Below are 21,789 nucleotides of genomic sequence, written 5' to 3'. Positions count from 1 at the left end.
TTAATAGGGAGAAAATATGAAAGTAAAAGAGATTATGACTAAAAATGTTATTTCTGTTAAAGCTGATCAATCCATTAAAGATGCTGTTATTATTCTAAGAAGGCACAAAATCTCAGGAGTCCCTGTCCTTGATTCGGATGAAAATGTTGTAGGGGTTTTTAGTGAAACGGATATCCTTGACAAATTGCCTGACATACTGGAAGAAGCAGAAAAAATACCTATGATAGATGTTCAGGAATTAACATCACCTCCTGTTTCAACAGTAATGGGCAAACCTCCAATTGTCGTTACAAGCGATGAAGATATCAGAAATGTAGCAAAAATTTTCCTGGAAAAATATATTCACCGCGTCCCTGTTGTAGATAACGGTAAGCTTGTTGGTATTGTTTCATTGGGCGATGTTTTAAAAGCTTTTAGTGAGGTAAAATTATGATAAACTTATTTGAGGAATTAAACAAATATTTAAGGCTTCAAACTATCCCTGTAGGAGTAAATCTTTTAAAAGAATTACCTGAATTAAAAGTAAAGGTCAAAGATAAAAAGTTAACTGTATGCCAGCAAATTGCTTATTCCAGATATTATGGGTGGTCGACTATCGCAACAAAAGAGTTTAGTTACTGTGTGTTGGGAGCATCCTGTGCCGGTTTGATAAAAACACCTGAAAGAGTAATCGAAGGCACAGTCAATTGCAATATTTATCAAAAAGATAAAGATGCAGCAAAATATATGCAACAAAATATGCCAAGAATAAATGAAGATATTAAGGCTGTATTAACCTACCCTTTAAATAGACCGATTGAAGGAATTGAGCCTGACGTAGTAGTATTTTATTGTAATACTGCTCAGGCAATGAGAATGGTACAGGCTTTTTTATATGAAAAAGGTGGACAATTTGATTTCAGCTCTTCTGGTGATGCCGGGGTTTGCTCACGAGCCGTTGCAGAAACATACATAAAAGGCAAACCTGTAATCGAAATACCCTGTTTGGGGGACAGAAGATTTGCTATGACGCAGGACTTCGAGCTTGCCGTCGGATTCCCCTATAAAATGAAGGATGAAATAATCAATGGGCTTAAGGCTACGCACAAAGCAGGAATTAGATACCCTATTCCATTTCAAATTCCTGAAGGTTGTGATTTGCCCTTTGAATATACTACTCAGGAAAACGACTTGAATTAACTAATAAAAATTTGAATCTTCACGCCTGAAGCTATTTGATAAAATATGTGCTACCCTTGTAGGCTCAGGTATTTTATATTTTTTTGTAAACTTTAATACAGTCAATATTGATGTTTTTATATCAATTAAATGCCCTGGCGATATAAACATTGGCTTGCAATTATCTTTGGTTATCAAAACTGCTCCCACATTTTCCCCTCTGTATTTCAAGTATGTGTAATTTCCTTTTTTATTGCCCGGTATGTTATACTCACCTACAAGCCTTGATTTGGCACAACCTACAACAGGAATGTTTAATACCACTCCAAGATGACTTGCAAGACCTAACCCTCTTGAATGGGCTATCCCTTGCGAATCACAAAAAACTATATCCGGCTTAAAAGACAATTTCTTGTATGCCTGATAAATCAAAGGCAACTCCCTGAAAGATAAAAGCCCGGGGACATAAGGCATTTTTACTGTTAATTTTACATTTTTAACCTCAACTATTTCAAATTTTTTATTCAAAACAACAAAAGAACAAAACCCCGTATTTGAAAACCTTTCAAAAGAAACGTCAACACCCCCAATAAGTCTTATATTATTTTTATATGGACAAATTATCACTTTTTTTGCTAACTTATTTTGCAAGGATAATAGATGTTCGTACATAACATATTTATAAATTATCCTTCAGTAAAATGTAGGGGTTTATTTTATGAAAATAGGGCTTGCTCTTGGTAGCGGTGCCGCAAGAGGATTTGCGCATGTTGGCATTTTAAAGGCATTTGAAGAAGTCGGGTTACAGCCATATGCTATCACCGGAAGTAGTATGGGAGCACTTATAGGTGGTATATACGCTTCAGGATACCCGATAAAAAACATTGAAGATTTTATCTTGAATCTTGATTTTTCTGTTTTTAAAAATTTTGTAGACTTCAAGCTTTCAAGGGCTGGTATAGTAGATGGCAAAAAGATAGAAGATTTCCTTGAATCAATTGTCGAAAATAGAGAAATAAGTGAACTAAAAATAAAATTTGCCTGTGTGGCAACAGACTCTCTTACCGGTCTTGAAGTAATCTTCAACAAAGGGGACATTATCAAAGCAATACGTTCAAGTATATCCTTTCCGGGAGTGTTCATCCCGGTGTATCATGAAGGGATGTTTCTGATAGATGGCGGCGTAAAAAACCCTGTACCAGTTGACCTTCTCCCATCAGATTGTGATATAAAGATAGCTGTAAACGTAGGTCCATTTGTAATAAAAGACAAACTTATAAAAAAATATTTCATAAATAAACAGCAATCCCAAAAGAAAAATATTAACGAATCTTTTAACTCAATGATTAAGCAATTATTTAAACTGAATAACAGTGAAGAAATAAAATACCCCAATATGCTGGAAACACTTGTGCAAACAATTGCAATTATGCAGGAAAGTATTTACGAATATAAAATTAAGGGTTTGAAAAATATAATCGAGATAAAACCAGACCTTGATGATTACAAGTTAACAGATTTTACAAAAGCTAAAGAAATTGTAGAAATTGGCTATAAAGAAGGGATAAAAATTATTAAGGAGGCAGGCCTTGGATAACAGAAGAATTGCCTATTCAGGCATTGCAACAGCACTAATGATAATAAGTACGTTTATCAAATTTCCATTTCAACCCGTACCTATTACTCTACAGCCATTCATAGTTCTCATTATACCTATGATTTTTGGTCTGAAAATATCATTTACTGGAATTTTTACCTATATTCTGCTAGGTCTTATTGGTCTTCCTGTATTTGCCAATGGCGGAGGTTTGTCTTACTTTTTGCAGCCGACTTTCGGATATCTCATTGGTTTTCTGCTTGCCACAATTCCTATAAGTCTCATTTCAGAAAAAGTCAGCGGATTAAAAGGGAAGCTTTTAGGTGGGCTAATTGGACTTGTAGTTATCTACACAATCGGCGTTTTATATCTATATTTCAATATAAACCATATACAAAACAAAACATTTCCACTTACTACTGCTTTAAAGGTGGGTTTTCTCTTGCCTGTCGGCTTTGATTTTATAAAACTAATAATAGCCTGTATAATTGCAAATAAAATAAATATAAAAAAATAAGGGCAGGATAACCTGCCCTTTATACACTCCTATTTACAGAGCTTATCTTTGTTTACCCTCTTATATTCTGCATCAACTACAGCAATTGCAGCCATATTAACTATTTCATCCACATCGCTTCCTCTTTGCAACACGTGAGCTGAATAACAGAAACCCTGCAAAATAGGTCCTATTGCAGTACCATTTCCCAACCTGTAAAGGAGTTTATAAGCAATGTTCCCTGCTTCAAGATTTGGGAAAATAAGGACATTTGCATCCCCTTTAATAGCAGAGAATGGAAATGCTTCTTCAGCTATTGGAGGATATGTAGCAGTATCAGCCTGCATATCTCCATCAACAACAAGTGTCGGATCCTTCTCTTTTACAAGCCTCATAGCTTCTGCAACCTTCATAGTCCTTGGAATCTTTACACTACCAAAGTTAGTAAATGAAAGCATTGCAATTTTAGGTTCTATATCAAACTTTTTACATGTTTCTGCAGATTGAATAGCAATCTGAGAAAGTGCTTCGGCATCAGGTTCAATATTTACAGTGGTATCAGCACACAGAACTACCCTGTTTTTAAATACCATAAAATATGCACCAGATGGAACTTTGTACCCTTTTTTAAGAGGAATAGTTTCAAGAAGAGGTTTTACTGAATCAGCATAACTCCTCGAATATCCTGTCAAAAGACAATCCGCATCACCATTGAGAAGCATCATTGCGCCAAAATAGTTGAATATTTTCACAAGCCTTCTTTCAGCTTCAATATAGGTCATCCCCTTTCTCTGTCTTAAATTAAACAGATACTCTGTGTATTGGGTAAGTTTATCGGATTTTTCAGGATTTATTATTTCAATCCCCTCAAGAGAAAGATTATGTTTTTTGGCCTTGGCTTTTATTACCTCTTCATTTCCTAAAAGTATAGGAGTACCAATTCCTTCTTCAACAATTTTATGTGCAGCGACAAGAACCTTATCATATTCACCTTCAGGCATAACGATTTTTTTAGGTGTTTCTTTGGCATTGTTTATAATTTGCCTTGTAAACTCTTTTGCTATTGAAAGTCTTGACTCAAGATAAGCCTTATATGCGTCCCAATCTGTTATTGTTACCCTTGCAACCCCTGTTTCTATAGCAGCTTTTGCAACAGCAGGAGCAACTCTCGTCAATGCTCTTGGGTCAAATGGTTTTGGTATAACATAATCTTTTCCAAATTCTATTTTTTTAAGTCCATAAGCCTTACATACAGACTCAGGTACCTCTTCTTTTGCAAGCTCAGCAAGTGCCTTTACTGCCGCAATTTTCATCTCTTCATTGATTTTCCTTGCCCTTACATCAAGTGCACCTCTAAAAATAAATGGGAATCCCAACACGTTATTTACCTGATTAGGATAATCGGAACGTCCTGTACCCATTATAGCGTCCCCCCTGACTTCAGCCACTTCTTCAGGAGTAATTTCAGGGTCAGGATTGGCCATAGCAAAAATAATTGGATTCCTCGCCATAGACTGTACCATTTTTTTGGTAACAGCACCTTTCACAGAAAGCCCAAGGAATATATCAGCACCTTCCATAGCCTCTTCAAGAGTCCTGAGATTTGTGTCTAAAGCAAACAACTCCTTATATTTATTCATCCCTTCTGTTCGCCCTTTATAAACAATCCCTTTTGTGTCACAAAGGATTAAGTTTTCCTTCTTGACACCTAATGCAACTATAAGATTTGCAATGGCAATTCCTGCTGCACCAGCTCCGTTTATCACAACCTTAACATTTTCAATTTTCTTATTTACAATTTCAAGAGAATTCAAAAGTGCGGCAGCACATATAATAGCAGTACCATGCTGATCATCGTGGAATACTGGAATATCAAGCTTTTCTTTTAATGTCTCTTCAATATAGAAACAGTCTGGAGCCTTGATATCTTCAAGATTAATCCCACCAAAAGTTGGCTCCAAAAGCTCACAGGCTTTAATCACATCATCAGGATTTTGAGAATTAACTTCAATATCAAAAACATCCACATCGGCAAATCTTTTAAAAAGAACACCCTTCCCTTCCATAACTGGCTTACCTGCAAGAGCACCTATATTTCCAAGCCCTAAAACTGCGGTACCGTTTGAAACTACGGCTACAAGATTACCTTTGGCTGTATATTCGTAAACAAGTTCAGGGTTTTGTTCAATTTCAAGACATGGAAAAGCAACTCCCGGGCTATAAGCAAGAGAAAGGTCTTTCTGTGTAAAACAAGGCTTTGTAGGCACTACCTCAATTTTACCCTTCCTGCCCATTGAATGGTATAAAAGTGCATCTTCTTTGGTAAATTTTGATTTTTTTGACATAATGTCCTCCATATTGTTATTCAATAGATAATAAACTATAAATCAACTTTAATATCTTGTAAACAGAAAATTTCAAATTATATCTCCAATACGATTAACAAAAGATTTAATAGATTTATTCAATAATGCTATCAATATTATTTTAATTTTCATTAGATACCTATATTGATATATTTTTATAGTTTACACAACAGGCCAATAATAATTGATATTTTATAAATTATAAGATATTGGTAATAATAAATTTTAATATACTAATTTAAAAATATCATTGATTTGTATTTATTAATTTTATACTGTTAAATTTGTTGATATTTTCATTTTTATATATTTTTTCAATTTATTATGATTGATTTTTCATAATAATTGGTTTATTATCACAATTATTAAAAAAATAACTGTTTCAGTAAGTTCCATCTCAATTTAACAGGCATTTTTATTTAACTATTAGTTTAAAAAATACGTCACTTTTGGCAAAAAAAGTATGAATCTCGATTCATAACCTATCCAATACTCAATTACGATTTTTTTTGTTTAATTTTGTCGCAAATTGTGCTACTTCGTTCAAAAAAAATCAAAGGAGTAATGATGCTTGATAATTTATTTAAACTTAAAGAAAATAAAACGGATGTAAAAACTGAGATTATTGCTGGAATTACTACATTTATGACAATGGCATACATTATATTTGTCAACCCCGCCATTTTGTCAAAAACAGGTATGGATTTCAAGGCTGTAATGATGGCAACTGTTCTTTCTGCAGGTCTTACCACTATTCTCATGGGTTTTTTGGTAAACTACCCTTTTGCGCTTGCACCGGGCATGGGGTTAAACGCTTATTTTACCTATACGGTAGTTATGCAAATGGGCTATCCATGGCAAACAGCCCTTGGTGCTGTATTTATTTCAGGATTAATTTTCTTGCTGTTGACATTTATCAAGGTCAGACAAGTCATAGTTTACTCCATACCTGAAAATCTAAAAATCGCCACAGCAGGTGGAATAGGTCTGTTTATAACATTAATCGGAATGCAAGAGGCAAAAATAATTGTGGATAACCCCGCAACGCTTGTATCGCTTGGTAATATCACTACACCTGATGCATTTTTATCACTTGTTGGGGTAATCTTAATTGGCGCTCTTATGGCAAGACAAATAAAGGGAGCCATTCTAATAGGAATGCTAATAATGTGGTTAATTGGAATTTTGTCAGGACTCAGCAATTTCAAAGGTATAATAGGGACTCCACCTGACATCACACCCGTGCTTATGCATCTTGATATAAAAGGTGCTCTCAATATTGGAATATTCGGTATTATATTTGCTTTCTTATTTGTTGATCTTTTTGATACTACCGGGACTCTTGTAGGTGTAGCCAAGCAGGGAGGTTTTATCAAGGAAAACAACGAATTTCCAAATGTCAATAAGGCACTTACCGTCGATGCAATAGGTACTGTTGGAGGTAGTGTTTTAGGAACTTCAACAGTTACAACTTACATAGAAAGTGCATCTGGAATTGCTGCCGGTGGCAGAACAGGGCTTACAGCTGTAGTTACCGGTACACTCTTTTTACTGTCAATGTTTATATCCCCACTTGCAGAGTCCATTCCCGTGTTTGCAACAGCTCCAGCACTTATTATTGTTGGTGCACTGATGTTAAAATCTGTTGTACAGATTAACTGGAATGACTTTACGGAAAGTCTGCCAGCCTTTGTTGTTATAGTTTCAATGCCTTTTACATACAGTATTGCTACCGGAATATCACTGGGATTTATATTTTACCCCATTATAAAACTTCTTAGCGGCAGATACAGGGATGTAAGCACACCTGTCTGGATTCTGGCATTACTTTTTATATTAAGATTTTTATATCTGAATAATTAAAAAGCGGCAGTTTATACTGCCGCTTTTTTTATTTTAAAACTTCTAAAATTGATTTAGCTACACTTTCAGGATCAAGTTTTAACAACTTGAATATATCATCCGGTTTACCTGAGTAAGCATAGTTTGAAGGTCCAAATGCCTTCAATTTAAAACTAATACCTTGCTCCATAGCTTTCATAGATAAAGTAGCAGCAACACCACTTAAAATGAGGTGATCTTCATACGTAAAAACGTATCCGCTATCGATATATTTTTTAAGGCTCAGAATGTCAAACTCAAGTGGGGAAGCAATATTGATAACTGCAAGCTCAATCCCCTTATCCAAAAGAATTTTTCTGACCTTTAAAGCATAGTTAGTCATAGTACCATATGTAATCAAAGGATATTTTCCATCTCTAATAATATCAATTTTACCGTAAGAATATTCATAATCTTCATCAAAAAATACACTGCCATCATCTTTTGTAATAACCTGTATTTTTGACCTCCCCATTGCCACGAGAAAGTTTCCATATTCACCAACTGCATATCTTACAAGCCTGTCTGTTTGGTTTGGATCGGCAGGGACAAGTACTTTAAAGTTGGGAATGTTCCTCATTGCACCCACATAATCGATACATTGATGTGTCTTCCCATCTTCCCCCACATCAATGCCCACATGAGTCGTTACCAATTTCAAATTTCCATCATTAATATCGGTTAACCTTTGCTGGTTATATGTTTCATCAACCCCAAACACTCCAAAATCTGCAAAAACAGATATTACCCCATTTACACTTGCAGCTCCGGCAGCAACAGCAGTATGGTGCTCCTGAATACCTGACTGAATAAAGTTCTCAGGAAAGTCTTTCATTACCTTATCAAGCTTTACAGAGCCGGCAAGATCGCAGTCAAATGTAACGATTGGAGTTGAGTCCTTACTTATTGATGCAAGTTGGATAAGGTCCGCTATTGCATTACCAAAAGCAGACCTATTATCTGTTTTTACATCAGCCGGGTAAACTTTTGGCATCCCTTTTTGAATTTTAGTGTCGTATCGGAAAATTTTATGCTCTTCTTTATTATAAACAAACTCTTTTCTCTTTTTAGCATATTTTTCAATATCATTTTCAACGCCAAGCTCTTTAAGAGCCAAATCAAGCTGTTCCAAACTCAAGGGCTTACCATGATAATCAGCAATATTTTCTATAAATGACACACCTTTACCCATTGTGGTATTGGCAAGAATAAGTACCGGTCTGTCAATAGACTTTGCCCTTACAAATGCATCATATATTTCATCAAAATTGTGCCCGTCAATTTCTATAACTACCCAACCATCAGCAATATATTCATCTTTGATATTTTGAGGCATAACCTTTTCGATATCACCACTTATCTGAAGGCGGTTGTAATCAACCACTGCAGTAATATTATTTAAATTATACTTCACCGCAAATCGCCTTGCCTCACTGATTTGCCCCTTCTGCTGTTCACCGTCCCCCATAAAAACATAGATATTGTAATCAAGTTTATTTGCCCTGCCCGCAATAGCCATACCGCACGCTGCAGAAAGCCCCTGGCCTAAATTACCCGTAGTCCACTCAACACCGTTAACCATCCTTTCTATGTGACCTTCGTAAATACTGCCTGCAAGCCTGAAATAGGCAATTGCATCATCAATATTAAAAAAACCACTACGCCCGAGAGCTGAATAAACACCGGGTGAAGTATGCCCATGCGAAACCACAACCCTATCACGGTCAATCATACGAAAATTTTCAGGAGTTATGTTTGCAAATTTGTAAACTGTAAGATAAAGGTCAATTGAAGACATTGAACCGCCAGGATGGCCACTTCCTGCAAGAGTCGTCATCTTTAAAATATCTCCTCTGCAAACAGTGGCAAGTCTTTGCAAAGATTCTTTTTCTTCTAAGCTCAATTTACCGCTAAAGCCTCTATTTTTCATGTTTTCCCCTTATTTTTTTGCTGAAACTATATATTAAATTTACGACAAGGTCAACCAATGTTGGCGATAATTTGAATTCTGGGCTTTTTTAAAATTTTGCTTGTCATTTTTCACCCATAATATATTTAATATCATTATGGCAGATGTAACAATAGATACTATTTTAAATAATGAATATAAAATTTGTCAGCCCAAAAACGGATTCAGATTTTCCCTTGACTCTGTTCTTCTTGTGAGGTTTGTTAAAAAGAAAAATATAAATAATGCACTTGATATCGGCGCTGGCAGTGGAGTTATCTCATTACTACTCCACAAAATTCATCAATTTCAAAATATAGATGCACTTGAGTACCAACAGAGTATGTATTACTGTTTAAATAAAACAATAGAATTAAATCAATGCAAAAATGTTATAAAACCTGTTCGGGAAGACATTAAGTCCTTTAGACCTGAAAAAAGATATGACTTTATGATATCTAATCCACCTTACAGAAAAATTAACACTGGTAAAGTTTGTAACAGCACTGATGAAAACATAGCAAGATTTGATACCGAGATGAATATTTATGATATATTCAGGTTTTCCAATAGCTTTCTTGAAAATTCAGGAAGCCTTTATATATCATATGATGCCGACTTGACAGAAAATCTTCTTGCAAACTGCAGAAATTTCAACCTTGAACCGAAGAGAATAATGTTTTTTCATCCTGACATCGACAAACCGGCAAAACTTGTTTTTGTTGAATTCAAAAAATCTGCGAAAATTGAACTAAGAGTCGAGCCGCCAATTTTTCAAAAAATAAACGGGAAAAATAACAAAAATTTTGATAAACTATTTACAGATGAGGAGGCATAAATGAAAGCTATGGCATATGTAAGTATAACACCACTTGATAAGGGGGAAAGCGTCTCCAAATACGTTTCAAAAGCAGTAAAGGTAATTAAAGAAAGCGGACTTGAATGGCAATTGACCCCTATGGGAACAATCATTGCAGGGGAAAACACTTCACAAGTATTTGATATTATTAATAAAGCCATTGAAAGTCTTGATGACTGCAACAGAATTTCAATTTCCATAAAAATAGATTACAGAAAAAACAGAACAGGTAAAATGTCTGACAAAGTAGAATCCGTTATGAAACAGATATGAAAATAGCTATAATTGAAGATGACATCTTACTGGCTGAGTCATTGAAAGAGTATCTGGAAGAATTGTATGAAGTGAAAATATGCTTCCCTTTTGATGAATCTTTATATTATGAAGTTAAAAATTATGACATTATTTTGCTTGATCTTATGCTTAAAGACAAAAAAGGTGAAAACCTGCTTCGGACTTTCAAGAATAAAAACATTAACATACCGGTAATAGTTATTACCGCTAAGGATGACATAGCCTCAAAGGAGATATGCTTCCAAAACGGATGTGACGACTATATCGTAAAACCTTTTGACCCGAAGGAGCTTGTTTTAAGAATACAGGCTTTATCCAAAAGGGTCTATTGTGATGATTGCATAACTATAGACAATATAAAAATTAATCTAAAAGAAAAAACACTTTATAAAAATAACATTGAGATTACACTTACTAAAATTGAATGGGAACTGCTGAGCCTATTAATCAGATACAGGGGAGAAATTGTCGAATTTGAAAAAATTCTTGTAAGAGTTTGGGGGGACAAACCCGTTGGCACAGAGTCGATCAGAACGTATATAAAAAATTTACGTAAAATTCTCCCTGAAGATTCAATAATCACCTACAAAGGAAGGGGATATAAATTAAAAGCCTGAGATTTGAATTAAAATTTTTCTTTTTTCTGATAACCGTAATTATCATAGGGCTAACAATGATAAATTTTATTTTTATTCAAACCTTTAAATTTCAGACGGAAGAAAATTTAAAAAAAGAAATTATGCTGTATCAGGAGCTTATATCAAAAAATATAAGAATTACGCTACCTGATTATTTAAAAATAGTAAACGATAGTTCTATAAAAAATAATTATGTGCTTTTTGAAATCAAGAAACCCAATTATTTCTATATTAAAGAAGATTTTATAAAAAATCAGATAAAGGACAAAATGCTACTTCTTTTATACTGGGATATAATAATTATATTCTCTGTAGCAATCCTTTATTATCTGACAATTTATAGAACACTTGACAGAGAAAAACAGTATTTAAAGACTGTCGAAGCAGTATTCCTTGTATTTTCACACAAGTTGAGAAACTTTCTCGCCACCACAAAAATAAATATTGAGCTATTAAACAAAGGGAAAAAAGACGCACTCACAAGACTTGTAAATATTAACAAAATGCTTGAAACCGACCTGAACAACATTAGCAAAATAACAGAAAAATTAAGTATCAATTCATATTCCAAAGAAAACGTAGATATTGTTAAACTAATTGAAAATATTATCGAGGATTTTGATTTAAAAAATTCATTTTACATTAAAAAATATGGGAAAAAAATATATGCAACCTGCACAAAAGATGAAGTCTACAATGCCCTTTATTTGATATTCGATAACACAAAAAATTATGGTTTAAATAGGATAACAATAAAGTCAGGGCTATACAAAAATTTAAAATATCTTCTAATTAAAAACAATATAAACAACTCTAATACTTCTAAAGATGTTCATAAGGGATTGGGCGTTGGATTAAACATTGCGGAAAAACTCCTAAGTAAAAATAGATTCAAGCTAAAATGGCGATCCACCACTAAGGACTTTTGTATAAAAATCTCTTTCTAAATATAAACCAACAAAATTTGAACATTAAAAAAGCCGGCCTCGTTGAAGCCGGCAATCTCCATATATTTTAAGGAGGGGGGAGGAGGGTATTTGGTATTTCTATCAAATACCTAATAGAGAATATACAGTATGACTGTCTTTTGTCAACACTTTTTAGAAATTATTTGATTTTTCTATTCAAGCTATTTGATAAATCTACTCAAAAATGTTTTTCAGATTATCAATCAAAATTTCTGCCACTGAAAAAGGGGATGCTTCCTTCAAAACTATCTTTTCCTGACAGTTGTCGATTATCTCTTTCATATGTTTATCAGAATGTATTTTTTCCTTTATATAGTCATCAACCATCGACCACATCCAGGACAAATATTGAGATTGCCTTTTTTTTTGAAAAAAGTCGTTTTTTCTCATCAAATCAAAAAACTCAACTAAAGAAGCAAAATAATCATCAAAACCAAACTTTTTTAACCCACTTGTCAGTATTACAGGCACATTCCATCCGTCATCCCTCTGGGAAAGCATCATCAGGGCGTTTTCAATTTGGGATTTTGCAAGTTTTGCTTTATCAAGGTTGTCATCTTCTGCTTTGTTCACAAGTATAATATCAGATAACTCCATTACCCCACGCTTTATCCCCTGCAGCTCATCACCTGAATTTGGCAATAAAAGCAATGTAAAAACATCAACCATATCTGCTACCGCTACCTCAGATTGACCTACTCCAACTGTTTCCACCAAAATAGCATTGTAACCAGCTGCCTCACAAGCTATCATGGACTCCCTTGTTTTTCTTGCAACACCACCAAGCGTTTTACCGGAAGCAGAAGGCCTTATAAAAGCCATCTCATGTCTGCTGAGTTCTTCCATTCTCGTTTTGTCACCAAGAATGCTGCCACCTGTTTTTTGAGAAGAAGGATCAATTGCAAGAACAGCGACCTTGTAACCTTTATCAATCAGATAAAGTCCAAATGATTCAATAAATGTGCTTTTCCCAACCCCGGGAGTTCCTGTTATCCCAATTCTTATAGAATTTCCCGAATATGGTACAATAGCATCAAGAAGTTTAAGAGACTTCCTGAAATCTTCTTCCCTTCTGCTTTCAATAAGAGTTATAGCTTTGGCAAGGTGCCGCCTGCTACCAGACAGCACCCCTTTAACTATTTCATCTATTTGCATTTTTGACTGCTTTTGGGTATCTTTTTGCCTTTATTGCCTCAACTACCTCTTTTGCTGCCCTGTGAATCGGAGTGCCAGGGCCAAAAATACATGCAACACCGCTTTTGTAAAGAAAATCATAGTCCTGCTTTGGAATTACACCACCTGCTGTTACAATGATATCATCAGCACCAAGTTTTTCCAATTCTTCTATAAGTTGAGGAATAAGTGTCTTATGTCCGGCTGCAAGACTTGACACACCTATCACATGCACATCATTTTCGACCGCCATTTTCGCAGTTTCTTCAGGAGTTTGAAACAATGGCCCCACATCTACATCAAAACCAAGATCAGCATAACCTGTGGCCACAACCTTTGCCCCTCTGTCATGACCATCCTGGCCCATCTTTGCAATAAGTATTCTGGGTCTTCTTCCAATCTCCTCGGCAAAACTATCAACAATATTTTTAACCTGAACAAAATCTTCTTTATCAGAAACTTCACTCATATATACTCCTGATTGAAGTCTTACCTCAGCTTTATGCCTTCCAAAAACCTTCTCCATAGCATCGGATATTTCACCGACAGTTGCCCTAAGTCTTGCTGCTTCAACAGCAATTTCAAGAAGATTTTCTTTTTTATTTTCACAAGCTTTTGTCAATTTTTCAAGTATATTTCTGACAGCATCGTTGTTTCTTTCAGACTTTACCTTGTTAAGACGCCTGATTTGAGCTTCCCTCACTGCAGTATTGTCAATCTCAAGGATTTCAACTGGCACTTCATTCTCAAGTCTATATTTATTTACACCTACAATAGTATCAAGCCCTGCATCAATTCTTGCCTGTTTTCTTGCAGCAGATTCCTCTATCCTGAGCTTTGGCATCCCTGTTTCAATAGCTTTTGTCATCCCTCCAAGCTCCTCAACCTCTTCAATAATCTCCCAGGCCTTTTCAGCTAACGTATTGGTAAGAGTTTCAATGTAATATGAACCTCCAAGAGGGTCTATCACATTACAAATATTTGTCTCTTCCTGAATAATAATCTGAGTATTTCTTGCTATTCTTGCAGAAAATTCAGTAGGTAGAGCGATTGCCTCATCCAGGGCATTTGTATGAAGAGACTGCGTGCCACCAAGGACTGCAGCCATAGCTTCAATAGTAGTCCTTATAACATTATTGTAAGGGTCCTGTTCGGTCAGACTCCAGCCTGATGTCTGGCAGTGTGTTCTTAGAGCCATCGATCTTGGATCCTTAGGATTAAACTCGTTTACAATCTTAGACCACAAAAGTCTTGCGGCTCTAAGCTTTGCAATTTCCATAAAAAAATTCATCCCGATAGCAAAAAAGAATGACAGTCTTGGCGCAAACTGATCAATATTTAAACTCTTTGACAATGCAGCTCTGATATATTCGAGCCCATCAGCAAGAGTAAAAGCAAGTTCAAGCGCACAATTTGCCCCTGCTTCTTGAATATGATACCCGCTTATACTGATAGAGTTAAACTTTGGCATATATTTGCTTGTGTATTCAATAATATCTGACACAATTCTCATTGAAGGCTCAGGCGGATAGATATAAGTATTTCTAACCATAAATTCTTTTAAAATATCATTCTGTATAGTGCCCGCAAGTTTTTCCTGACTGACCCCCTGCTCTTCTGCTGCAACAATAAAATTTGCCATTATAGGTATCACTGCCCCATTCATTGTCATAGAAACAGAAACTTTATCAAGCGGAATTCCGTCAAAAAGAATTTTCATATCCTCAACAGAATCAATAGCAACTCCGGCCTTTCCCACATCCCCTACTACCCTTGGATGGTCTGAGTCGTAACCTCTGTGGGTAGCAAGGTCAAAAGCAACAGAAAGCCCCTGCTGACCTGCGGCAAGATTTTTTTTATAAAATGCATTGGACTCTTCGGCAGTAGAAAACCCGGCATACTGCCTTATTGTCCATGGCTTTACAGTGTACATAGTAGCTCTTGGACCCCTTATAAAAGGCTCAAGTCCTGGCAATGTGTTAATGGTCTCAAGATTTTCAATATCTTCCAGCGTATAAAGGGGTTTTACAGGGAAACCCTCCGGGGTATTCCATATAAGCTTTGACAAATCGTCACTTTTAATTTCCTTTTTTGCGAGATTCTCCCAATCTTTAATAGTATATTTTTTCATAGAAACCTCTTTTGTTTAATACAAATTAGATACAAATATCTGTAAAAAGGGCCTGTTTAAGCAGGCCCATAAATTTATTCTACTATTGCCAGTTTATCACCCATTTTGACTGTGCTTTCGTTAGGGTCTTCGCTGGCTTTGACAAATATTTCTGTAACAACACCATCTTTTGGAGACTTGATTTCATTCTCCATTTTCATCGCCACAAGAATCATTATAGGCTCACCAGCTTTGACCTCATCACCTGGTTCTTTCAGCATTTTCCAGATATAGCCTGGCATAGGTGCTTCTATGATCTGTCTCCCCTCAACTGTTGAAGATGTCCTCATCCTCATGAGCTTTTTCATCTCATCTAAGATTTCAACATTAAAATTATCTCCATCAACAATTACTTCAAACTTATCACCTTTTTCACTCATATCTATGGCATATGACCTGCCATTTATGATAATTGAATATATTGTTTCATTTATCTGTTCAAAATCTACTTTGTATTCCTGTTCCCCCATAACAACTGTATAGTTTGAAGGGCTTACCTCGGTCAAATCAACTACAAGCTCTTCCTCGTGCCCTTCTACATTTGCAAAATATTTTCTTTTAACAGCCATATTCCACCTCTTATCCTAATGTTTTTGCAAAGTTTACACTTCTACCAAAGCGTTTCCAGTTTGAATCCCCAACTTCAGGTCTTGTAACGGCACGAGCAGCAGAAATCTTTTCAGAAAGAAGCTGTTTGATTGCAGCTGCAATAACAGGTACGGTCACATCCTCATTTTCTCTTCTTTTCATCTCTTCCATGTCGAACTTGTTATCAATGAAACCTGTATCATAAACACCGCTCAGGAAAGTCTCATTTTTCAATACGCTCAAGTGGAAAGGTATAGATGTTTTAATACCTGCCACCATATATTCAGAAAGTATCCTTTTCATGTTTTCAATTGCACCCTGGCGAGTTTTACTATTTGCACAAACCTTTGCTATCATTGGGTCATAATAAAGCGGAATCTCATACCCTTGATACGCACCACTTTCCACCCTTACATTAGGGCCTTCAGGGGTCTGATAAACTGTCAAAAGACCCGGAGACGGTGCAAAGTTATTTGCAGGATCTTCTGCATAGATACGGCATTCTATAGCATGCCCGTTTCGTTGTACATCTTCTTGAGCATAATTTAATGGTTTACCCTCGGCAACAAAAATCATTTCCCTGACTATATCAATACCCGTAATAAGCTCAGTTACTGGATGTTCGACCTGCAACCTCGTATTCATTTCAAGAAAATAGAAATTTTGATCAGCACCAACTATAAACTCTAACGTACCTGCACTGAAATATCCAATTTTCTTTACAGCCTCAGCAGCTACACTGCACATCTTTTGCCTTGTCTCTTCTGATATGAAAGGGGAAGGTGCTTCTTCAATAACTTTTTGATGTCTTCTTTGTATGGAACACTCTCTGTCAAATAAGTGTATTGCATTTCCATGCATATCGCCGATAACCTGAACCTCTACGTGGTGAGGCTCTATAATAAATTTTTCCATATATACATCGCCATTGCCGAATGCGTTTAAGGCCTCACTGCTTGCTGTTCTAAAAGACGATTCAAAATCCTCTTCCTTATGGACCAATCTCATCCCTTTTCCGCCGCCACCATAGACTGCCTTAAGCATAATGGGATAACCAATCTCCCTTGCAATCTTTCTTGCTTCCTCAATATCTCTAATAGGATTTTTTGTCCCTGGAACAGTAGGCACACCGGCTTCAGCCATAACTGCCCTTGCTCCGGTTTTACTACCCATCATATCGATATGTTCGGCTGAAGGCCCTATAAATATTACCCCTGCATCATCACAAGCCCTTCTAAACCCAGCATTCTCAGCGTAAAATCCATAGCCCGGATGAATTGCTGCCCCTGTCTTTTTGGCAATATCTATTATTCTATCTTGCTTTAAATAACTTGTATCAGCAGGACTGTCAGTTATGCAATAGGCCTCATCAGCATATCTTACATGAGGAGCCTTTCTGTCAGCATGGGTATAAATTGCAACAGTCTTAATCCCCATTTTCCTGCAAGTTCTAAAAACCCTAATCGCAATTTCTCCTCTATTTGCAACCAATACTTTTTTTATCTCAGGCATGTTTTCCTCCAATAAGCGTTTTATAATGGCAAGTTGTCATGTTTTTTAGGTGGAACAGACTGACGCTTGTTAGCCAGAAGTTCAAACGCCTGAATCAATCTTGGGCGGGTATCTTCAGGAAGAATTACCTCATCAACAAATCCAAGTTCTGCTGCCCTGTATGGATTGGCAAACGTCTCTCTATAACTGTCGGTCAACTCTTTCTTTTTTGCAGCCGGATCAGCAGCATTTGCAACCTCTTTTGCAAACAAAATCTGTACTGCACCATCTGGCCCCATTACAGCAATCTCAGCAGTAGGGTATGCATAGTTAATATCACCACGCACATGTTTGGAGCTCAAAACGTCATAAGCGCCACCATAAGCCTTTCTCGTAATTACGGTTACTTTTGGAACTGTCGCCTCACAGTAGGCGTAAAGCAGTTTAGCACCATGCTTTATAATACCGCCATATTCCTGGGAAACACCAGGCATAAACCCTGGAACATCCACAAAAGTAAGAAGAGGAATATTAAACGCATCACAGAATCTTACAAATCTTGCACCTTTAACGGACGAATCTATATCAAGAGCTCCGGCAAGTACAGAAGGCTGGTTAGCAACAATACCAACAGTTTTACCGTTAAGCCTTGCAAAGCCAACAATTATATTTTTTGCAAAAAATTCCTGAACTTCAAAGAAATTGCCATCATCAACAACCTTCGTAATAATCTCTTTCATATCATAAGGTTTATTTGGATCAACAGGAACAAGGTCTCTTAAAGACATCTCTGTCCTGTTGGGGTCATCTTTTGTAGGAACAACAGGAGGGTCTTCCATATTGTTATTTGGAAGATAGCTCATAAGTTCTCTTATTTTAAGAAGACAATCTTCATCATTTTCTGCTGCAAAATGTGCTACACCACTCTTGGTGTTGTGGGTCATAGCACCACCAAGCTCCTCTTTTGTAACGACTTCACTTGTAACTGTTTTTACAACTTCAGGGCCGGTAATAAACATATAGCTTGTTTCTTTAACCATGAAGATAAAATCTGTTAAGGCAGGTGAATAAACTGCACCACCGGCACAAGGCCCCATAATTGCAGAAATTTGAGGAACAACTCCACTTGCAAGACTATTTCTCAGGAAAATATCAGCGTAACCTGCCAGCGAAAGCACCCCTTCCTGAATTCTTGCACCTCCAGAGTCATTAAGGCCTATTACGGGAGCGCCAACTTCCATGGCAAGGTCCATAATTTTACATATCTTTTTGGCAAACATTTCTGAAAGTGAACCACCAAATACAGTAAAGTCCTGAGCAAAAACAAAAACTGTTCTACCATTTATTTTTCCATACCCTGTAACTACACCATCACCTAAAATCTTATTTTTTTCCATTCCAAAATAATTACATCTGTGAACAACAAACTTATCAAGCTCTACAAAAGTCCCTTTGTCCAATAGTTTATCAATTCTTTCCCTTGCAGTAAGCTTCCCCTGAGCATGCATTTTTTTGATTCTCTCAACACCACCACCGAGCTCTGCTTTCTCATTAAGCTCCATCAACTGTTTGATTTTTTCTTCCATACTTTCCCCCTATATCAGCTTATGTCGCAATAATAAAACATAATTTACTTTTGTTGTCAATAAAATTAATTTAATAAGCAGTATAATAAATAACTCAAAACAATAAATTAAAAAAACGTGTTTATGAAATAGTTAATAAGACAAAACAATTATTCTGTTATGAAATAGTATTTTATATTTACTTAACTATATATCTGGATTTGATTGCAAAAAAAAATTCTTTAATGAGGATGTCGATTTTTTTGTATCCCACGATTGCTCATTACGGTTGCCACAATAATTTGATACACCTCTGATGTGATAAGATTTTACCCCAAACACCGAACAAACAAGCCCGAAACTTGCACCTTCCATGTTTTCTATTGAGGCACCGGTTTTCTCATAATACAACCTTGCAATATCATCAGAGCTGCTTAAAAAAGAAACCGTATTGGAATCTACAATTTTCAGTTTTTCATACTCACAAAAACTTACCCTGTTGTCTTTACACACAGGAAATCCCATTTCACTCAAGAAAACAATCTTATCTTCAAATACCATCCCTTCATCTACAAAATAATCATATCTTATGGAAACCAAATCACCTATCCCAACACCTGAATAACGATAACAGCCAGCAATCCCCACAAGATATGCAACTGAAGGTTTCTGTTTTAAGAAATAAATTGTGGCAACAATTGAAATGTTGGTTTTACTCACACCTGAAACAATTATTTTAAAATCATTAAATTTTCCAATGTAGTAGCCGTATTCATCCAGTTCAAAATTACAATCAAATATCAGTCTTGCTTCCCTGATAGATGGAATAAAAATATATTTCACAGGCTTCATCAAAATTCTTCCCTGTAATAATCAGGATATTTATCGAAGAGATCATTTTTTCTAATGTATTCTAAAGTATAATCCAATTGATTTAAAAGTCTGTCTCTGTCCTCTTTAAGCACTCCTTTCAGTGTAACAAAATTAGAAATATGGTTGCTTCTGAAAATAATTCCGCTGCCATTTATATTTTCGACAATCTTTCTTGACTCTGTAATCAAATCACCAACTGTAGGGGTTTGAATCTTGTCAAAATAATCTTTTTTTCGTCTGATAAAAAGCGTCAACATCCCTAAATATTTAGGATTAACCTGAGAAATCCATAAGGCAGTATCACATACATGGGCATCTGACAAAAGTTTTCCGCCTGCACCCAAAATAATCATCACGGAAAAATTTATCCCTATTTCCTGAATATCAATAACTTTAGGCTTTACCTTATCACTTTTCATCCCTTTATTCATTAATTCAAGCACTTCATTATTCCCGCTCTCAAGCCCAAAATATAAAAGATTCAACTTTCTTTTCTTAAACTCTACCCACTCATCAATACTTTTTTTCATTATCGCGTGAGGACCGGCATAAGAGCTGATTCTCTCAACATAAGGAAATCTGTCATTTAAATAGTCCAGAATTTTGATAAGCCCTTCAGTAGGATAAGAAACAGCATCACCATCAGCCAGAAATATTCTCCGCACATTAAGTCGGTATTTTTCAGGCATTCTCTCCACTTCTATTTTGATTTTTTCAAAAGGTTTTAATGAAAATTTCTTATCTACATACATACCGCAAAACGTACATTTATTGTATGAACAGCCTTCAGTTATCTGAAATATCAGTGAATAAGCCTCACTTGGTGGTCTATAAAGCGGATAAGTGTAGTCAGGAGCGTAGTCAATTATCACAATAAACCCTCGAGTACCAATTTAGTAGCCTCAGACTTGTTCAATGTGTAAAAATGAAGTCCTCTAACTCCATTTTTTTTCAAATCTATACATTGCTTAATTGCGTATTCAACACCAATTTTAAACATATCTTCTTCAGATTTATCAATCATTTCCTTAATTAAAGTTTCTGGAACAGTTGCACCACACATCTCTGTAAATTTTATCACCTGATTTATATTTGTTATAGGCATAATTCCAGGTATAATTGGCACATTAATATTATATTTAGCTGCCCTGTCCAAAAAATCATAAAAATAGGTATTATCAAAAAAAAGCTGGGTAACAACAAAATCTGCTCCACAATCAACCTTTTGCTTAAGATGTTCTATATCTTTTTCAAGATTTTCAGATTCAATATGCCCTTCGGGATATCCCGCAACACCAACAGAAAAATCCCCTCTATTTTTGATGAAACTTACAAGCTCATAAGCATACCTGAATTCTTTTTTTATTTTATCCTCAGGAAAGTCCCTGGGTGGGTCTCCACGCAAAGCCAGAATATTTTCAATACCTTCCTGTTCAAGCATACTGAGGTTAGCATCTATATCAGATTTCGTTGCTGCAATACATGTAAGGTGCATCATAACATTTATATCAAAATCTTTTTTTATAAGTTTTGTCCAGTAAGCCGTTTTATCCCTTGTACTTCCACCAGCCCCATAAGTTATTGAAACAAAATCAGGATTAAAAGGTTTTAATTTCTCAATAGTTTCAAAAAGAATATGTTCATTCTCTTCCTTTTTTGGTGGAAAAAATTCAAAAGAAACTATAAACTCCTTTTTGTTCAAAATTTCAGAAATTTTCATTATT

The 21,789-nt window shown here is 35.7% G+C and carries 20 protein-coding genes; 9 read left to right on the top strand and 11 right to left on the bottom strand.

The genetic code is table 11. The annotated features are described in order from the left end of the window. Positions 1-16: 16 nt before the first annotated feature. Both ACTCAF_RS01745 and ACTCAF_RS01740 read left to right on the top strand, forming a co-directional pair. Entirely contained in the window at positions 17-433 is a 417-nt protein-coding gene (locus tag ACTCAF_RS01745; protein WP_463061582.1) for a CBS domain-containing protein, read from the top strand. Further along, entirely contained in the window at positions 430-1,179 is a 750-nt protein-coding gene (locus tag ACTCAF_RS01740; RefSeq protein WP_463061581.1) for a DUF169 domain-containing protein, read from the top strand. The genes ACTCAF_RS01745 and ACTCAF_RS01740 overlap by 4 nt, the downstream gene beginning before the upstream one ends. On the opposite strand, the gene ACTCAF_RS01735 is transcribed toward ACTCAF_RS01740, so the two are convergent. Further along, on the bottom strand, positions 1,180-1,830 hold the full coding sequence (locus ACTCAF_RS01735; RefSeq protein ID WP_463061580.1) for an endonuclease V: 651 nt from the start codon (positions 1,828-1,830) through the stop codon (positions 1,180-1,182). It lies immediately after the preceding gene. A 46-nt stretch (positions 1,831-1,876) separates the two neighbouring features. Here ACTCAF_RS01735 and ACTCAF_RS01730 point away from each other — a divergent pair, with 46 nt between their 5' ends. Beyond that, positions 1,877-2,755 carry a patatin-like phospholipase family protein gene (locus tag ACTCAF_RS01730; protein ID WP_463061579.1) on the top strand — a complete coding sequence of 293 codons (879 nt, stop codon included), beginning with the start codon at positions 1,877-1,879 and terminating at the stop codon, positions 2,753-2,755. Continuing rightward, positions 2,748-3,272, top strand: coding sequence for a biotin transporter BioY (locus tag ACTCAF_RS01725; RefSeq protein ID WP_463061578.1), 525 nt, complete (start codon positions 2,748-2,750; stop codon positions 3,270-3,272). The genes ACTCAF_RS01730 and ACTCAF_RS01725 overlap by 8 nt, the downstream gene beginning before the upstream one ends. A 29-nt stretch (positions 3,273-3,301) precedes the next feature. Here ACTCAF_RS01725 and ACTCAF_RS01720 read toward each other — a convergent pair whose 3' ends face one another. After that, complete coding sequence (locus tag ACTCAF_RS01720; protein ID WP_463061577.1) at positions 3,302-5,596, bottom strand: NADP-dependent malic enzyme; 2,295 nt, start codon at positions 5,594-5,596, stop codon at positions 3,302-3,304. Between the two features lie 588 nt (positions 5,597-6,184). Between ACTCAF_RS01720 and ACTCAF_RS01715 the strand changes: the two genes are divergently transcribed. Beyond that, positions 6,185-7,480 (top strand): NCS2 family permease, encoded by a 1,296-nt coding sequence (locus tag ACTCAF_RS01715; protein ID WP_463061576.1) that lies wholly within the window; start codon positions 6,185-6,187, stop codon positions 7,478-7,480. Positions 7,481-7,508: 28 nt separating this feature from the next. On the opposite strand, the gene ACTCAF_RS01710 is transcribed toward ACTCAF_RS01715, so the two are convergent. Next, entirely contained in the window at positions 7,509-9,428 is a 1,920-nt protein-coding gene (locus ACTCAF_RS01710) for a transketolase (RefSeq protein ID WP_463061575.1), read from the bottom strand. Positions 9,429-9,564: 136 nt separating this feature from the next. On the opposite strand from ACTCAF_RS01710, the gene ACTCAF_RS01705 reads away from it, so the two are divergent. Genes ACTCAF_RS01705 through ACTCAF_RS01690 form a run of 4 tightly spaced genes read left to right on the top strand, consistent with a single transcriptional unit; the run spans position 9,565 to position 12,184 of the window. After that, entirely contained in the window at positions 9,565-10,284 is a 720-nt protein-coding gene (locus ACTCAF_RS01705; RefSeq protein WP_463061574.1) for a tRNA1(Val) (adenine(37)-N6)-methyltransferase, read from the top strand. Next, entirely contained in the window at positions 10,285-10,578 is a 294-nt protein-coding gene (locus ACTCAF_RS01700) for an MTH1187 family thiamine-binding protein (protein ID WP_463061572.1), read from the top strand. After that, positions 10,575-11,216, top strand: a complete 642-nt coding sequence (locus tag ACTCAF_RS01695; RefSeq protein ID WP_463061571.1) for a response regulator transcription factor — start codon at positions 10,575-10,577, stop codon at positions 11,214-11,216. The genes ACTCAF_RS01700 and ACTCAF_RS01695 overlap by 4 nt, the downstream gene beginning before the upstream one ends. Positions 11,217-11,272: 56 nt before the next feature. After that, the gene (locus tag ACTCAF_RS01690; RefSeq protein ID WP_463061570.1) at positions 11,273-12,184 is read left to right on the top strand and encodes a hypothetical protein; all 912 of its coding nucleotides are present in this window, start codon (positions 11,273-11,275) and stop codon (positions 12,182-12,184) included. A gap of 195 nt (positions 12,185-12,379) precedes the next feature. Here ACTCAF_RS01690 and meaB read toward each other — a convergent pair whose 3' ends face one another. The 8 genes from meaB to metF all read right to left on the bottom strand — a co-directional run bounded on the left by meaB (position 12,380) and on the right by metF (position 21,785). Continuing rightward, positions 12,380-13,360, bottom strand: coding sequence for a methylmalonyl Co-A mutase-associated GTPase MeaB (meaB, locus tag ACTCAF_RS01685; protein ID WP_463061569.1), 981 nt, complete (start codon positions 13,358-13,360; stop codon positions 12,380-12,382). Beyond that, a complete protein-coding gene (scpA, locus tag ACTCAF_RS01680; RefSeq protein WP_463061568.1) occupies positions 13,347-15,509 on the bottom strand; it encodes a methylmalonyl-CoA mutase in 2,163 nt (720 codons plus the stop codon). The genes meaB and scpA overlap by 14 nt, the downstream gene beginning before the upstream one ends. Before the next feature lie 74 nt (positions 15,510-15,583). Then, a complete protein-coding gene (locus ACTCAF_RS01675) occupies positions 15,584-16,117 on the bottom strand; it encodes an acyl-CoA carboxylase biotin carboxyl carrier protein subunit (RefSeq protein WP_463061567.1) in 534 nt (177 codons plus the stop codon). Positions 16,118-16,127: 10 nt separating this feature from the next. Continuing rightward, entirely contained in the window at positions 16,128-17,648 is a 1,521-nt protein-coding gene (locus ACTCAF_RS01670) for an acetyl-CoA carboxylase biotin carboxylase subunit (RefSeq protein WP_463061566.1), read from the bottom strand. A 20-nt stretch (positions 17,649-17,668) separates the two neighbouring features. Further along, positions 17,669-19,213: an acyl-CoA carboxylase subunit beta gene (locus ACTCAF_RS01665; RefSeq protein ID WP_463061565.1), complete on the bottom strand. Its 1,545-nt coding sequence runs from the start codon at positions 19,211-19,213 to the stop codon at positions 17,669-17,671. 186 nt (positions 19,214-19,399) lie between these two features. Next, positions 19,400-20,044: a phosphorylase family protein gene (locus tag ACTCAF_RS01660; protein ID WP_463061564.1), complete on the bottom strand. Its 645-nt coding sequence runs from the start codon at positions 20,042-20,044 to the stop codon at positions 19,400-19,402. Continuing rightward, positions 20,044-20,937, bottom strand: coding sequence for a radical SAM protein (locus ACTCAF_RS01655; protein WP_463061563.1), 894 nt, complete (start codon positions 20,935-20,937; stop codon positions 20,044-20,046). The genes ACTCAF_RS01660 and ACTCAF_RS01655 overlap by 1 nt, the downstream gene beginning before the upstream one ends. Then, positions 20,934-21,785 (bottom strand): methylenetetrahydrofolate reductase [NAD(P)H], encoded by an 852-nt coding sequence (metF, locus tag ACTCAF_RS01650; protein WP_463061562.1) that lies wholly within the window; start codon positions 21,783-21,785, stop codon positions 20,934-20,936. Before metF ends, ACTCAF_RS01655 begins: the two co-directional genes overlap by 4 nt. Positions 21,786-21,789 lie beyond the last annotated feature (4 nt).

The sequence above is a fragment of the Deferrivibrio sp. genome (assembly GCF_055117995.1).
The sequence above is the reverse complement of the archived record's forward strand: the minus strand, read 5'-3'. Positions and strand labels throughout refer to the sequence as shown.